Annotated in this window: 14 protein-coding genes and 1 pseudogene; all 15 read left to right on the forward strand. The window is 47.5% G+C overall.

Features of this window, described 5'->3' with window-relative positions; genetic code table 11:
- Positions 1 to 78: 78 nt before the first annotated feature.
- The 15 genes and pseudogenes from mioC (at position 79) to glmU (ending at position 13,851) form a co-directional block, all read left to right on the forward strand.
- The gene (gene mioC, locus C2M35_RS12125; RefSeq protein WP_105201187.1) at positions 79 to 525 is read left to right on the forward strand and encodes an FMN-binding protein MioC; all 447 of its coding nucleotides are present in this window, start codon (positions 79 to 81) and stop codon (positions 523 to 525) included.
- Positions 526 to 930: 405 nt separating this feature from the next.
- Entirely contained in the window at positions 931 to 2,820 is a 1,890-nt protein-coding gene (gene mnmG, locus C2M35_RS12130; protein ID WP_105265463.1) for a tRNA uridine-5-carboxymethylaminomethyl(34) synthesis enzyme MnmG, read from the forward strand.
- A gap of 12 nt (positions 2,821 to 2,832) precedes the next feature.
- Positions 2,833 to 3,453 carry a 16S rRNA (guanine(527)-N(7))-methyltransferase RsmG gene (gene rsmG / locus C2M35_RS12135; RefSeq protein WP_105201185.1) on the forward strand — a complete coding sequence of 207 codons (621 nt, stop codon included), beginning with the start codon at positions 2,833 to 2,835 and terminating at the stop codon, positions 3,451 to 3,453.
- A gap of 15 nt (positions 3,454 to 3,468) precedes the next feature.
- A pseudogene (locus tag C2M35_RS12140) lies at positions 3,469 to 4,253 on the forward strand (ParA family protein).
- A gap of 20 nt (positions 4,254 to 4,273) precedes the next feature.
- Positions 4,274 to 5,182, forward strand: coding sequence for a ParB/RepB/Spo0J family partition protein (locus C2M35_RS12145; protein WP_105265464.1), 909 nt, complete (start codon positions 4,274 to 4,276; stop codon positions 5,180 to 5,182).
- 143 nt (positions 5,183 to 5,325) lie between these two features.
- Complete coding sequence (locus C2M35_RS12150) at positions 5,326 to 5,706, forward strand: ATP synthase subunit I (RefSeq protein ID WP_105201182.1); 381 nt, start codon at positions 5,326 to 5,328, stop codon at positions 5,704 to 5,706.
- 15 nt (positions 5,707 to 5,721) lie between these two features.
- A complete protein-coding gene (atpB, locus tag C2M35_RS12155) occupies positions 5,722 to 6,552 on the forward strand; it encodes a F0F1 ATP synthase subunit A (RefSeq protein ID WP_105201181.1) in 831 nt (276 codons plus the stop codon).
- Positions 6,553 to 6,618: 66 nt separating this feature from the next.
- Complete coding sequence (atpE, locus tag C2M35_RS12160; protein ID WP_105201180.1) at positions 6,619 to 6,852, forward strand: F0F1 ATP synthase subunit C; 234 nt, start codon at positions 6,619 to 6,621, stop codon at positions 6,850 to 6,852.
- A 54-nt stretch (positions 6,853 to 6,906) separates the two neighbouring features.
- Entirely contained in the window at positions 6,907 to 7,377 is a 471-nt protein-coding gene (gene atpF, locus C2M35_RS12165) for a F0F1 ATP synthase subunit B (protein ID WP_105201179.1), read from the forward strand.
- A gap of 15 nt (positions 7,378 to 7,392) precedes the next feature.
- Complete coding sequence (gene atpH, locus C2M35_RS12170; RefSeq protein ID WP_105201227.1) at positions 7,393 to 7,926, forward strand: F0F1 ATP synthase subunit delta; 534 nt, start codon at positions 7,393 to 7,395, stop codon at positions 7,924 to 7,926.
- A 14-nt stretch (positions 7,927 to 7,940) separates the two neighbouring features.
- On the forward strand, positions 7,941 to 9,482 hold the full coding sequence (atpA, locus tag C2M35_RS12175) for a F0F1 ATP synthase subunit alpha (protein ID WP_105201178.1): 1,542 nt from the start codon (positions 7,941 to 7,943) through the stop codon (positions 9,480 to 9,482).
- 57 nt (positions 9,483 to 9,539) lie between these two features.
- Entirely contained in the window at positions 9,540 to 10,400 is an 861-nt protein-coding gene (gene atpG / locus C2M35_RS12180) for a F0F1 ATP synthase subunit gamma (protein WP_105265465.1), read from the forward strand.
- Between the two features lie 33 nt (positions 10,401 to 10,433).
- Positions 10,434 to 11,819 (forward strand): F0F1 ATP synthase subunit beta, encoded by a 1,386-nt coding sequence (gene atpD / locus C2M35_RS12185; RefSeq protein ID WP_105265466.1) that lies wholly within the window; start codon positions 10,434 to 10,436, stop codon positions 11,817 to 11,819.
- Positions 11,820 to 11,832: 13 nt separating this feature from the next.
- A complete protein-coding gene (locus tag C2M35_RS12190) occupies positions 11,833 to 12,255 on the forward strand; it encodes a F0F1 ATP synthase subunit epsilon (RefSeq protein ID WP_105201175.1) in 423 nt (140 codons plus the stop codon).
- Positions 12,256 to 12,489: 234 nt separating this feature from the next.
- Positions 12,490 to 13,851 carry a bifunctional UDP-N-acetylglucosamine diphosphorylase/glucosamine-1-phosphate N-acetyltransferase GlmU gene (gene glmU / locus C2M35_RS12195; protein WP_105265467.1) on the forward strand — a complete coding sequence of 454 codons (1,362 nt, stop codon included), beginning with the start codon at positions 12,490 to 12,492 and terminating at the stop codon, positions 13,849 to 13,851.
- Positions 13,852 to 13,970: the final 119 nt, after the last annotated feature.

A 13,970-nucleotide genomic window follows, 5' to 3' on the forward strand; every position in this document is an offset into this window, starting at 1 on the left:
TGCACTGCTAAATAGATCCATTGAGTGGCGTTGGAGATCAGGTATCATACGAGCCACTTAAACGACTAGTTTGACGACATGAAACAGCTGGAAATTATCATAGGCAGCCAAATGGGCGGCACCGAATATGTGGCCGAACACCTAAGCCAACTCTTGGCGGATCAAGGCATTGAAAGTCAGTTGCACGAGCAACCGGATCTACAACATATAGATAGGGATAAACCCTGGCTGATCTGCACCTCAACTCATGGCGCAGGCGACTATCCCGATAATTTACTGGCATTTATCGAACAGTTAGACGCAAATGAACAGCTGACACAGGTTCATTTTGCGGTGATCGGCGTCGGCGATTCCAGCTATGACACCTTTAATTTTGCCGCTAAAAATATCATTTCCTTATTACAAACTAAGGGCGCGACCTTGTTATTGCCGCAATTAGAGATAGATGTGTTGGGTGAGGATCTACCAGAAGATACTGCCGAGCAATGGCTGCCCAATTTGCTGCAGGCATGGAAAAGTGTATAAGGATCTTACCCAAGACTTATTCACAAAATATCGAAAAGTTAGATCCGAATGTGGATAAAGGCTTAGTATCATGAGATCCAAGGGGTGATTATGCACTTGATAAGATCTATCGCGAATTGCCCTGTGTATAAAACAGCTGTTTGATCAGAGCTTATTTACCCTTAGATCCGATCATATCTACAACTACTTGGATCGCTTAATCACTTGAATTGATATAGTTTTTTATGGTTATCAACAGATATTGACGTTACTAATAGTAAGATCAATAAAAGATCTCTTTAAAGATCCTTTATTTTATATATGATCCACTTTGAGATCTTGAACACTATTTAACCATTTCCCTTCCCCCATTTTCTAGGTAGAATACGCACCCTTTTCTCTTTCTCCGGTTGTAGGAAACGTTAAATGATTTTCCATGAACACTTTGATGTCATTGTTGTAGGCGGCGGTCATGCTGGCACCGAAGCAGCGTTAGCTGCGGCACGTATGGGTATGAATACCCTGCTGTTGACACATAACATGGACACCCTTGGCCAAATGTCTTGTAACCCTGCGATCGGTGGCATAGGTAAGGGTCATTTAGTTAAAGAGATCGATGCCCTAGGCGGCGCCATGGCGAAAGCCATAGATAAGGGCGGGATCCAATTCAGAACCCTGAATTCATCGAAAGGCCCAGCGGTACGTGCAACCCGAGCACAAGCGGATCGCGCTCTTTACAAAGCCGAAATCCAAGCCATTTTACAGGGTCAGGAAAACCTCAAGATCTTCCAACAGTCCTGTGATGATCTTATCGTTGAAGGCGATAAGGTAACTGGTGTTGTGACCCAGATGGGTCTGAAATTCAGCGCCCAAAGTGTGGTATTGACTGTAGGTACCTTCCTCGGTGGGCAGATCCATATCGGTTTAGAGAATTTCCAAGGTGGCCGCGCTGGTGATCCACCGTCGATCGCCTTAGCTCGTCGGTTACGCGAATTACCCTTTCGCGTTGATCGCCTGAAAACAGGCACACCACCGCGTATTGATGCGCGCACGGTTGATTTCAGCAAGATGCAAACACAGCCTGGTGATACCCCAACTCCGGTTTTCTCATTTATGGGCAAGGCCAGTGATCACCCGCAACAGATCCCTTGTTATATCACCTATACCAATGAGAAAACGCACGAGATCATCAATAACAACCTGCACCGTTCGCCTATGTATTCCGGTGTCATCGAAGGCATAGGTCCACGTTATTGTCCTTCGATTGAAGATAAGATCGTCCGTTTTGCCGATAAAGACAAACACCAGATCTTCGTTGAGCCTGAGGGCCTAACCTCTTATGAGCTCTACCCTAACGGTATTTCAACCAGCCTGCCGTTCGATGTGCAAATGGACATAGTGCGCAGCATTACCGGTTTTGAAAATGCCCATATTTGTCGTCCTGGTTATGCCATTGAGTATGATTTCTTCGACCCGCGTGATCTAAAACCATCACTGGAGACCAAGTTTATCAATGGCTTGTTCTTTGCTGGTCAGATCAACGGTACTACGGGTTATGAAGAAGCCGGTGCTCAAGGTTTGATCGCCGGTATGAATGCGGCATTGCAAGTGCAAGGCAAAGATGCCTGGACACCGCGTCGTGACGAAGCTTACACAGGTGTGTTGATCGACGATCTTGCGACCTTAGGTACCAAAGAACCGTATCGCATGTTCACCTCGCGTGCCGAATACCGCTTGTTGCTGCGTGAAGACAATGCCGATTTGCGTCTTACCGCCAAGGGCCGTGAACTTGGCCTGATCTGCGATGAGCGCTGGGCGGCGTTTAATGACAAGCTGGAAGTGATGGAGCAGGAAACTCAGCGTATTCGTTCAACCTGGATCCACAAAGATCACCCGGCGTTGGATTCTGTTAATGCCCTGCTGAAAGCGCCTTTAACCCGTGAAGCGAGTTTGGAAGAGCTGATCCGTCGCCCTGAAATTGATCACAAGGCGCTTTATGCCATTACCGGTCTTGAGTCACCGTCAAACAACGAAGCTGCTCTTGAGCAGGTGGCGATTCAAACCAAGTACGCCGGTTATATCGCCCGTCAGCAGGATGAGATAGCCAAGCAGCTGCGCCATGAGCAAACCTTGTTGCCAAAAGACTTCGATTACAGCCAGGTTTCCGGCCTGTCGAACGAAGTAGTCGCCAAACTGACCGACGCTCGCCCAGACACTATCGGCCAGGCATCGCGTATTTCTGGTATTACTCCAGCGGCGATTTCGTTATTATTGGTCTATCTCAAGAAGCAAGGAATATTACGCAAATCGGCGTAACCAAGGGCAAGCGTGTTAGAAAACAAATTTAAACAATTGCTGGCTAAGGCCAGCATTTCTCTTAGTGAGCAACAAATCCAGCAATTACTTGCCTATGTTGCTTTGCTGGACAAGTGGAACAAAGCCTACAACCTCACCTCGATTCGCGATCCTAAAGACATGCTGATCAAGCACATCATGGATAGCCTGGTTGTGGCCGAGCATCTGAAAGGTCAACACTACATCGATGTGGGCACCGGCCCAGGTCTGCCCGGCATGGTATTGGCCATCGCCCTGCCCGATACTGAGTTCGTCTTACTTGACAGTCTTGGTAAGCGCGTTACCTTCTTAAAGCAGGTAAAACATGAACTTGGGCTAAAAAATGTTACCCCGGTGCAGAGTCGAGTTGAAGAATATCAGCCAAGTGTTAAATTAGATGGGGTGCTATCTCGCGCCTTTGCCTCTATTGATGATATGCTGCATTGGTGCGCGCATTTAATAGATCAGGACGGACGCTTTATCGCGCTTAAAGGTCAGTACCCTGAGCAGGAATTGGCACACCTTCCCGACGGCTTCTCTTTTGAACAAAACATTGAGCTTAGGGTTCCTGAATTAGAGGGCGAGCGCCATCTTATAATTCTAAAAAAAGATTAATTGGCGAGGATCAACGTGGCTAAAGTCATTGCTATTGCAAACCAAAAAGGTGGTGTGGGTAAAACCACCACGGCCGTAAATTTGGCGGCCTCAATGGCTGCGACCAAACGCAAGGTGTTGCTGATCGATCTCGATCCTCAGGGCAATGCCACCATGGGCAGCGGCGTTGATAAATACGATGACGTTCTACCGTCTATGATCTGCTGATCGAAGACAAACCCTTCGAAGAGGTGGTGATCACGCAAACTTCAGGCGAGTATCATCTGATCGCCGCTAACGGCGATGTGACCGCGGCGGAAGTCAAACTGATGGAATTGTTCGCCCGCGAAGTGCGCTTGCGCAATGCCCTGGAAAAGATCCTAGCCGACTACGAGTATATTTTTATCGACTGTCCGCCGTCGCTGAACATGTTGACCGTCAACGCCATGGCCGCCGCCGATTCTGTGCTGGTGCCCATGCAGTGTGAATATTATGCCTTGGAAGGGATCACCGCCTTGATGGGCACCATAGAGCAGTTAGCGCAACTGGTTAACCCCAAATTACAGATTGAAGGCATTTTGCGAACCATGTACGATCCGCGCAACCGCCTTGCCAACGATGTTTCCGAACAGCTGAAACAGCATTTTGGCGATAAGGTTTATCGGACCGTTGTTCCGCGCAATGTTCGCCTTGCCGAAGCGCCCAGCTTTGGTGCCCCGGCCATGTATTACGACAGAGCTTCTGCGGGAGCCAAGGCGTATCTTGCCTTAGCCGGTGAAATGCTGCGCCGCAAAGAAAAACAAACATCTGCAGTCGCCTAAATCTAGAGGTAAGCGAATCAATGTCTGCTAAAAAACGTGGATTAGGAAGGGGCCTGGACGCCCTGCTCACGTCGTCAAAACCCGTTGCACCTGGCTCAGAGCAAAGCGCCAACGAGGGGCCGAGCGAGCAAGCCGTTAAAGGCGAATTGCAAAAGCTGGCGATCGAGTTTTTACGTCCCGGCAAGTATCAGCCGCGCAAGGATATGGCCGAAGACGCTCTTGAAGAGCTGGCCAGCTCGATTCGTGCCCAAGGTATTATTCAACCAATCGTGGTGCGCCAACTAGGCAAACAGCAGTACGAAATCATTGCCGGTGAGCGTCGCTGGCGTGCCGCACAACTGGCTAAGCTGGATATGGTGCCTTGTTTAATCAAGGATGTTGCCGACGAAGCCGCTGTAGCCATTGCCCTGATTGAAAACATTCAACGTGAAGACCTCAATGCCATGGAAGAAGCCATTGCTTTGGAGCGTTTAATTGAAGAGTTTTCACTGACGCATCAACAGGTTGCCGATGCGGTGGGTAAATCCCGTACCACGGTGACCAACCTGCTGCGTCTGAACAACCTCAACGATGATGTAAAAATCATGTTAGAGCATGGCGATATCGAAATGGGTCATGCCCGTTGCCTGTTGGCGCTCAGTGGTGAAGCGCAATCTGAGGCCGCCCGCAGCGCCGTAGCCAAGGCTTTAACCGTGCGCGAAACGGAAAAACTGGTGCGTTCTCTGCTGGAACCCACAGAAAAGCCGGTTAAAAAAGAAAAAGACCCAGACGTCAAACAGTTAGAGCAAAAACTCCAAGATAATCTCGGTGCCAAGGTTGAAATTAACTACAACCAGAAAGGTAAGGGTAAGTTGGTGATTTCTTACACTAATTTAGACGAGCTTGAAGGCATTTTAGAGCGTATCGACCCGCAGCGAAATCAGGTTTAATAATCCCCTTCTCGCCCCCGTGATCACGGGGGTGAAATTGACACAATTTCATCTTGCTCAAGTTGCAAATTGGCCAGAAATCAGTATAATTTCGCCAGTTTTAGCACCCTAATGAAACTTAACGTAATTAAGGTTAATGGAAAGTGACGCAAAGGTTATCTGGCCCATATCGCCGAGCCGCATTAAAAGGCGTTCTTCTTCAGGGTGTCGTAGCAATCATAGCTGCAGTAATAGTTTTAGTAGGTTGGGAAGTAGATGCCGCGGTTTCAGCATTGGCTGGTGGACTGGTGGCGGTACTTCCTAACTTTTTATTTGCCATCTATGCGTTTCGTTATGTGGGCGCGAGCAAGGCAAAACAAGTGTATGCCTCATTTAAAAGGGGCAACGGATTAAAATTTTTGCTAACGATTTTCTTGTTCGCACTAATATTTAAGCTTTATCCGGTAGTGGCGTTGCCATTTTTCTTCGGTTTTATATTAGTGACGTTTGCACAGTGGTTAGCGCCGATTTTTTTTAATCATTAACTTTTGGGATAAAACATGGCTGCAGGTGAAGAACTTACCTTAACGGGTTACATCCAGCACCATTTAACTAACGGTCAAGTCAGTATTGGCGATGGTTGGTTTTGGAAGCTGAATGTAGATACCCTCGCATGGTCTATCGGTCTTGGACTGATTTTCTTATGGATCTTTAAGCGCGCTGCGAACAAAGCATCGCTTGGTGTTCCTGGGAAATTTCAGTGCTTTATCGAGATGGTCGTTGAATTCGTTGATCAAAACGTGAGAGACACCTTTCACGGTAGAAGTCGACTAATCGCTCCTCTTGCTCTGACGATTTTCGTCTGGGTATTCCTAATGAACTTAATGGACTTGATCCCAGTTGATTTCCTTCCTGCACTTGCGGGTCAAATCGGCGTATTGTCAGGTGCTGTAGAGAGTTCTCACGATGTTTACATGAAGGTGGTACCAACAACCGACCTTAACCTGACGCTAGCGCTAGGTATCGGTGTGTTCGCACTTATCATCTTCTACTCGATTCGTGTTAAGGGCTTGATGGGCTTTATCAAGGAGCTAACGCTTCACCCATTCAGTTCTAAAAACATGGTTGTTCAAGCTCTATTTATTCCGGTTAACTTCATTCTAGAGTTCGTAACTCTGATTGCTAAGCCGGTTTCATTGGGCTTACGTCTATTCGGTAACCTTTATGCTGGTGAACTTATCTTCATCCTGATTGCAGCAATTGGCTTGTTCCAATTACCACTGCACTTTGTATGGGCGGTATTCCACATCCTGGTTATCGTATTGCAAGCATTCATCTTCATGATGCTGACAATTGTTTACCTGAGCATGGCGTCTGAAGACAACCATTAAGAACCGGCTCAAAAAAGATTTTTTTAACTTTAACTTTAATCATTTACAAAAATATTGGAGACAATAATGGAAATCGTACTAGGCCTTAAATATATCGCTGTTGCCCTACTTATCGGTTTTGGTGCCCTTGGTACTGCTATCGGTTTCGGTAACCTAGGTGGTAAATTCCTAGAATCAGCTGCTCGTCAGCCTGAGCTTGCACCTCAACTACAAGTTAAAATGTTCATCGTAGCTGGTCTTATCGATGCGATCGCTATGATCGGTGTAGGTATCGGTCTATACCTATTGTTCGCTGCTTAATATTAGATAAGACATTTAACGCGAACATAAATTGACTTGTAAGGAGGAGCGGACGTGAGTTTAAACGCCACTCTAATTGGTGAATTAATCGCTTTCATCGTTTTTGTATGGTTCTGCATGAAGTTCGTGTGGCCACCACTAAACGGTGCAATCGAGGCTCGCCAAAAGAAAATCGAAGATGGTTTAGCTGCCTCTGACAAAGCTGAAAAAGATCTTGAGCTTGCTCGTAAAAAAGCAACCGAGCAACTTAAAGAAGCTAAAGCAGAAGCCGCTGATATCATCGAGCAAGCTAAAAAGCGTGCGACGCAAATCGTTGACGAAGAGACAACTCGTGGTCACGAAGAGCGTGAAAAAATCATTGCTCAAGGTCATTCAGAAATCGAAGCCGAGCGTAACCGTGCCAAAGAAGAACTGCGTAAGCAGGTTGCTTCTCTAGCGGTTATCGGTGCCGAGAAGATCTTAGAGCGCGAAATCAATGAAGCCGCACATAGCGACATAGTTGAAAAACTTGTTGCCGAGCTTTAATAGGAGGGTATGAGCATGTCTGAACTGACTACTATCGCTCGCCCATACGCTAAAGCGGCTTTTGAATTTGCCGTTGATAAAGGCGCGGTTGATGCCTGGAACGAGATGTTGTTTTTCGTTGGTGAAGTAGCCAAGAATGAACAAGTAGCTCGTTTCCTGTCGAGCAGCGCCTCTGCTGATAAACAAGCTGAAACTATCATTCAGATTTGTGCAGAGCAACTCAACGAATATGGCCAGAACCTGGTAAAGGTAATGGCCGAAAATGGACGTTTAGTCGCCCTACCGGCGGTTGCACAATTATTCGCTGAATTTAAAGCGGATTATGACAAAGAAATCGACGTTGACGTCGTTTCTGCAACCGACCTTGCTGCAGCGCAGCAAGAGAAACTAGTCGCGGCACTTGAAAAACGTTTCGCACGCAAAGTTAAGCTGAATTGTAGTGTTGATAACTCGGTTGTTGGTGGTCTGGTAATTAGAGCCGGCGACACCGTAATCGATGGCAGTATCAGCGGCAAACTTAGCCGTTTGGCCACTACACTACAATCGTAATTGGGAAGAAGAGCATGCAACTTAATTCCACTGAAATTTCTGATCTGATCAAAAAACGTATTGAGCAGTTCGAAGTTGTAAGTGAAGCTCGTAACGAAGGTACTATCGTATCTGTTACTGACGGTATCATCCGCATCCACGGTCTAGCTGACTGTATGCAAGGTGAGATGATTGAGCTTCCTGGCAACCGTTATGCTATCGCACTAAACCTTGAGCGCGACTCAGTAGGTGCAGTAGTAATGGGTCCATACGCAGACCTTAAAGAAGGCGTAAAAGTACAATCTACTGGTCGTATCCTTGAAGTACCTGTTGGTCGTGGTCTACTTGGTCGTGTTGTTAACACACTAGGTGCTCCTATCGATGGTAAAGGTGCTCTAGATAACGACGGTTTCGAACCAGTTGAAAAAATCGCACCAGGCGTAATCGAGCGTCAATCAGTAGATGAGCCAGTACAAACTGGTTATAAGTCTATCGATGCGATGATTCCAGTTGGTCGTGGTCAGCGTGAGCTTGTAATCGGCGACCGTCAGACTGGTAAAACTGCACTAGCTATCGATGCTATCATCAACCAAAAAGGCACAGGCGTTAAGTGTGTGTACGTAGCGGTTGGTCAAAAAGCATCTACTATCGCTAACGTAGTACGTAAACTTGAAGAGCACGGTGCACTTGAGAACACTATTGTTGTTGTTGCATCTGCTTCTGAATCAGCAGCGCTACAATTCCTAGCGCCATTCGCTGGTTGTACTATGGGTGAATACTTCCGCGACCGCGGTGAAGACGCACTAATCGTATATGATGATCTTTCTAAGCAAGCTGTTGCTTACCGTCAGATCTCACTACTACTTAAGCGTCCACCAGGCCGTGAAGCTTACCCAGGTGACGTATTCTATCTTCACTCACGTCTTCTAGAGCGTGCATCACGTGTAAACGCTGATTACGTTGAGAAGTTCACCAATGGTGAAGTGAAAGGTAAAACAGGTTCACTGACGGCTCTGCCTATCATTGAAACTCAAGGTGGTGACGTTTCTGCGTTCGTACCTACAAACGTTATCTCAATCACCGACGGTCAGATCTTCCTAGAAACTGACTTGTTCAACGCAGGTATCCGTCCGGCCGTTAACGCTGGTATCTCGGTATCTCGTGTAGGTGGTGCAGCGCAAACTAAAATCGTTAAGAAACTAGGTGGTGGTATCCGTCTAGCGCTAGCTCAGTACCGTGAACTAGCGGCGTTCTCTCAGTTCGCTTCTGACCTTGACGATGCAACTCGTGCCCAGCTTGAGCACGGTGAGCGCGTAACAGAGCTAATGAAGCAGAAACAGTACGCACCTATGTCTGTTGCGGAAATGTCTCTGTCGCTATTTGCTGCTGAAAAGGGCTATCTGAAAGACATCGAAATCGCGAAAATCATGGATTTCGAAGCAGCTCTTATCTCATATGCAAACAGCACATACGCAGAGCTAATGGCTGAAATCAATGAAACTGGTAACTACAACGCCGAGATCGAAGCGCAGCTGAAAGAACTTCTAGAGAAGTTCAAGTCTACGCAAACTTGGTAATTAGTTATGAACGGTGAGTTTTAATTTTAAAACTCACCCAGATTCGGAGAAAGAGTCATGGCCAGCGGAAAAGAGATAAAAAGCAAGATCGGGAGTATCAAGAATACTCAGAAGATCACTAGCGCTATGGAAATGGTTGCCGCTTCTAAAATGAAGAAGGCGCAAGACCGTGTGGCTTCAAGCCGTCCATACGCTGAAAACTTACGCAAAGTGATCGGTCATGTTGCTAATGCTAGCCTCGAATATCGCCATGCCTATTTGGAAGAGCGTGAGGTCAAGCGCGTTGGTTATATCGTCATCTCTACCGACCGTGGTTTATGTGGTGGCTTGAACTCTAACGAGTTCAAGAAAGTAGCTTTAGAAGTCAAAGCGTGGAAAGAAAAGGGCGTATCTGCGGATTTCGCCGTACTAGGTAGCAAGGCTGCCGGTTTCTTCCAGCGTTTTGGTGGCTCAGTGCTCGCCAAAAAATCAGGTCTAGGCGATGCGCCTTCAGTTCAGGACGTAATTGGTCCAGTAAAAGTAATGCTTGATGCATTCAATGAAGGCAAATTAGACCGCTTGTTTGTTGTTTACAACAAGTTTGTAAACACCATGAAGCAAGAACCAACAATCGATCAATTGTTGCCTTTGCCGAAAACAGAAAGCGAAGAACTAGCACACCGCTGGGACTACATCTACGAGCCAGATCCAAAAGCACTTTTGGAAACACTAATGGTTCGTTTTGTAGAATCTCAGGTATATCAAGGTGTGGTTGAAAATGCTGCCTCTGAGCAGGCCGCCCGTATGGTTGCGATGAAAGCCGCAACAGATAACGCAGGCGACCTGATGGATGAGTTACAGCTTGTTTATAACAAGGCTCGTCAGGCCGCAATCACACAAGAAATCAGTGAGATTGTTGGTGGATCAGCAGCAGTTTAATGCTTCGGGCAAAGATTAACGAGAGGAATAGACATGAGTTTAGGTAAGGTCGTCCAAATTATCGGCGCCGTTGTGGACATCGAGTTCCCACAAGACAACGTGCCTGCCGTATATGACGCACTAAAAGTTACAGACGGCGACCTAGCAGGTCTGACACTAGAAGTTCAGCAGCAGCTAGGTGGCGGTGTGGTACGAGGTATCGCACTTGGTACTACTGACGGTCTACGTCGTGGTACAGCAGTAGAAAACACAGGTGAAGCGATCAAGGTTCCAGTAGGTAAAGCTACTCTTGGTCGTATCATGAACGTACTAGGTGAAGCAATTGACGAAGCTGGCCCAATCGGCGAAGAAGAGCGTATGTCAATTCACCGCGAAGCACCTTCGTACGAAGATCAATCAAGCTCGGTAGAACTACTTGAGACTGGTATCAAAGTAATCGACCTAGTATGTCCATTCGCTAAGGGTGGTAAAGTAGGTCTATTCGGTGGTGCTGGTGTAGGTAAAACCGTAAACATGATGGAACTTATCCGTAACATCGCGATCGAGCACAGCGGTTACTCTGTATTCGCCGGTGTTGGTGAGCGTACTCGTGAGGGTAACGACTTCTATCACGAAATGAACGATTCAAACGTACTTGATAAAGTATCGCTTGTATACGGTCAGATGAACGAGCCACCGGGTAACCGTCTACGTGTTGCTTTGACTGGTCTAACTATGGCAGAGAAGTTCCGTGACGAAGGTCGTGACGTTCTTTTCTTCGTAGATAACATCTACCGTTACACGCTTGCCGGTACTGAGGTATCAGCACTACTAGGTCGTATGCCTTCAGCGGTAGGTTACCAGCCAACTCTTGCAGAAGAGATGGGTGTACTACAGGAGCGTATCGCGTCTACTAAGACTGGTTCAATCACTTCAATCCAAGCGGTATACGTACCTGCGGATGACTTGACTGACCCATCTCCGGCGACTACTTTCGCCCACTTAGATGCGACAGTTGTACTTTCTCGTGATATCGCAGCACTAGGTATCTACCCTGCTGTTGACCCACTTGATTCAACTTCACGTCAGCTTGATCCGCTAGTAATCGGTCAAGAGCACTACGACACAGCTCGTGGCGTTCAAACCGTACTACAGCGTTATAAAGAGCTGAAAGACATCATCGCCATCCTAGGTATGGACGAGCTGTCTGATGAAGATAAGCAAGTGGTATCACGTGCTCGTAAAATCCAGCGTTTCCTATCTCAGCCGTTCTTCGTTGCTGAGGTATTCACAGGTTCACCTGGTAAATACGTTTCACTAAAAGACACCATTGCTGGCTTTAAAGGCATTCTAAACGGTGAGTTCGACGACATGCCAGAGCAAGCGTTCTACATGGTTGGCTCAATCGAAGAAGCGCAAGAAAAAGCGAAAAGCATGTAATTAGGAGGGGAGTATGGCAGCTATGACCGTACATCTTGATGTAGTTAGCGCAGAAGGAAACTTGTTTTCCGGTCGTGTAGAGACACTTCAAGTGACAGGTAGTGAAGGTGAATTGGGTATTTACCCAGGTCACGCGCCGCTACTAACTGCCCTGAAACCTGGTATGGTGCGTTTGGTTAAGCAACTAGGTGGTGAAGAAATCATCTATGTTGCTGGCGGTACGCTTGAGGTTCAACCTCATAGCGTAACTGTGCTGGCTGATATTGCCGTTCGAGCTGAAGAGCTGGACGAGCAAGCAGCAGAGCAAGCTCAACGCGAAGCGCAAGAGCAAATGGATAAAGCACAAAGCGGCGAATTGGATTACCAAAAAGCGGCAGTGCAACTAGAAGAAGCGCTTGCGCAACTTCGTGTTATCCGCCAATTGCGCAATAGCTAATGCTATCGACCGAAAAGGTTTGCAAAAACCCACGCTAACAGCGTGGGTTTTTTTATGCCTGTTCGTTCAATGTTCATAGTGAAGCAGTTACAATATTGCCAATTTGTACACAATGGTACAGTTTTGGCGTTGGTGAAGGCTTGTATGGGCTTTGCTCTATCCAGACACAGGACGTGCTGATTTAAAGCGCCACACTGAATCATGTGACAGTGGATGCGAAAAAAGGATATTAGAATGAATTTGACCACAGTTATTTTGGCCGCGGGTAAGGGAACTCGCATGCGCTCGAAGCTTCCCAAGGTATTGCACCCAATCGCCGGTAAGCCTATGGTGCAGCACGTTATCGATAATGCCAAAGCCCTTGGCGCTAAAGCCACGAATCTGGTTTATGGCCATGGCGGCGAGATGCTGCAACAGCAATTGACCGGTAATGAGTTGAACTGGGTTCTTCAGGCCGAGCAGCTTGGTACAGGCCACGCAGTCGCGGTGGCCAAAGAGCACATTGCGGACAATGATACCGTGCTTATTCTTTATGGTGATGTGCCGCTTACGAAGAAATCGACCTTGGAAAAACTCTTGGCAGCCACACCTGAACGTGGTTTGGCCGTATTAACCGTAGATCTTGAAAACCCGACCGGCTATGGTCGCATGCTGCGTGAAAACGGCAAACTGGTTGGTATTGTTGAGCAAAAAGACGCGACCCCTGAACAACTGGCCATCACAGAAATCAATACAGGTATTATGGCCTGTAACGGCGGTCTGTTGAAAAAGTGGTTAGGCAATCTTTCCAATAACAATGCCCAAGGCGAGTACTATCTTACGGATATCGTCGCCATGGCGCACGCTGAGGGCGTAGAGATCAGTTCAAGCCAGCCGGAGCACCCCATGGAAGTGGAAGGTGCTAATAACCGCGTACAGCTCGCTCAGTTAGAGCGTGCGTATCAAGCATGGCAAGCCGAAGAGCTGATGATTAACGGCGCCAGCCTGGCCGATCCTGCCCGTATCGATGTGCGCGGCACGGTCACCACGGGCCAGGACGTACAAATTGACGTAAACGTTATTTTCGAAGGCAACGTAGAGCTGGGCGACGATGTGATCATTGGCCCTAACTGTGTGCTGAAAAACTGTAAAATTGGTGATGGTGTGGTGATCAAGGCCAATACCCTGATTGAAGATGCCACAGTGGCCGCCAAATGTACCCTGGGCCCATTTGCACGCCTGCGCCCGGGTGCGGTGATGGAAGAAGACTCGCATATAGGTAACTTTGTGGAGATGAAGAAATCACGACTTGGCAAGGGTTCAAAGGCAAACCATTTGACCTACCTTGGCGATGCGCAAATCGGCGAGAAGGTAAATATCGGCGCCGGTACCATTACCTGTAACTATGATGGCGTGAACAAGTCGCAAACCATTATCGGCGACAACGCCTTTATCGGTTCTAACTCATCGCTGGTGGCCCCGGTTGAGATCGGCCACACCGCCACCGTGGGTGCTGGCTCGGTAGTAACCGCTAAGGTGGGTGATAACCAGTTGGCCGTAGCTCGCGCAAAACAGCGCAACCTGGATGGCTGGCAACGCCCGGTTAAGAAGAGCTAAAAGCCCTTCCATCATATAAAAAAGAGCCGCTTTTGTTAGCGGCTTTTTCATATCTCACCCAGCAACAAATGTCACAAAGTGCATCAAAGTGTCTTTTTTATTACCAGTAAATTGCAGGT

The organism is Pseudoalteromonas sp. T1lg76 (genome assembly GCF_002964725.1).
GTDB lineage: Bacteria > Pseudomonadota > Gammaproteobacteria > Enterobacterales > Alteromonadaceae > Pseudoalteromonas.

What these genes read in the sequence shown, in the direction of transcription:
- mioC (WP_105201187.1), top strand. Translation starts at nt 79, where the DNA reads ATGAAACAGCTGGAAATTATCATAGGCAGCCAAATGGGCGGCACCGAA.
- mnmG (WP_105265463.1), top strand. Translation starts at nt 931, where the DNA reads ATGATTTTCCATGAACACTTTGATGTCATTGTTGTAGGCGGCGGTCAT.
- C2M35_RS12145 (WP_105265464.1), top strand. Translation starts at nt 4,274, where the DNA reads ATGTCTGCTAAAAAACGTGGATTAGGAAGGGGCCTGGACGCCCTGCTC.
- atpB (WP_105201181.1), top strand. Translation starts at nt 5,722, where the DNA reads ATGGCTGCAGGTGAAGAACTTACCTTAACGGGTTACATCCAGCACCAT.
- atpE (WP_105201180.1), top strand. Translation starts at nt 6,619, where the DNA reads ATGGAAATCGTACTAGGCCTTAAATATATCGCTGTTGCCCTACTTATC.
- atpH (WP_105201227.1), top strand. Translation starts at nt 7,393, where the DNA reads ATGTCTGAACTGACTACTATCGCTCGCCCATACGCTAAAGCGGCTTTT.
- atpA (WP_105201178.1), top strand. Translation starts at nt 7,941, where the DNA reads ATGCAACTTAATTCCACTGAAATTTCTGATCTGATCAAAAAACGTATT.
- atpG (WP_105265465.1), top strand. Translation starts at nt 9,540, where the DNA reads ATGGCCAGCGGAAAAGAGATAAAAAGCAAGATCGGGAGTATCAAGAAT.
- atpD (WP_105265466.1), top strand. Translation starts at nt 10,434, where the DNA reads ATGAGTTTAGGTAAGGTCGTCCAAATTATCGGCGCCGTTGTGGACATC.
- C2M35_RS12190 (WP_105201175.1), top strand. Translation starts at nt 11,833, where the DNA reads ATGGCAGCTATGACCGTACATCTTGATGTAGTTAGCGCAGAAGGAAAC.
- glmU (WP_105265467.1), top strand. Translation starts at nt 12,490, where the DNA reads ATGAATTTGACCACAGTTATTTTGGCCGCGGGTAAGGGAACTCGCATG.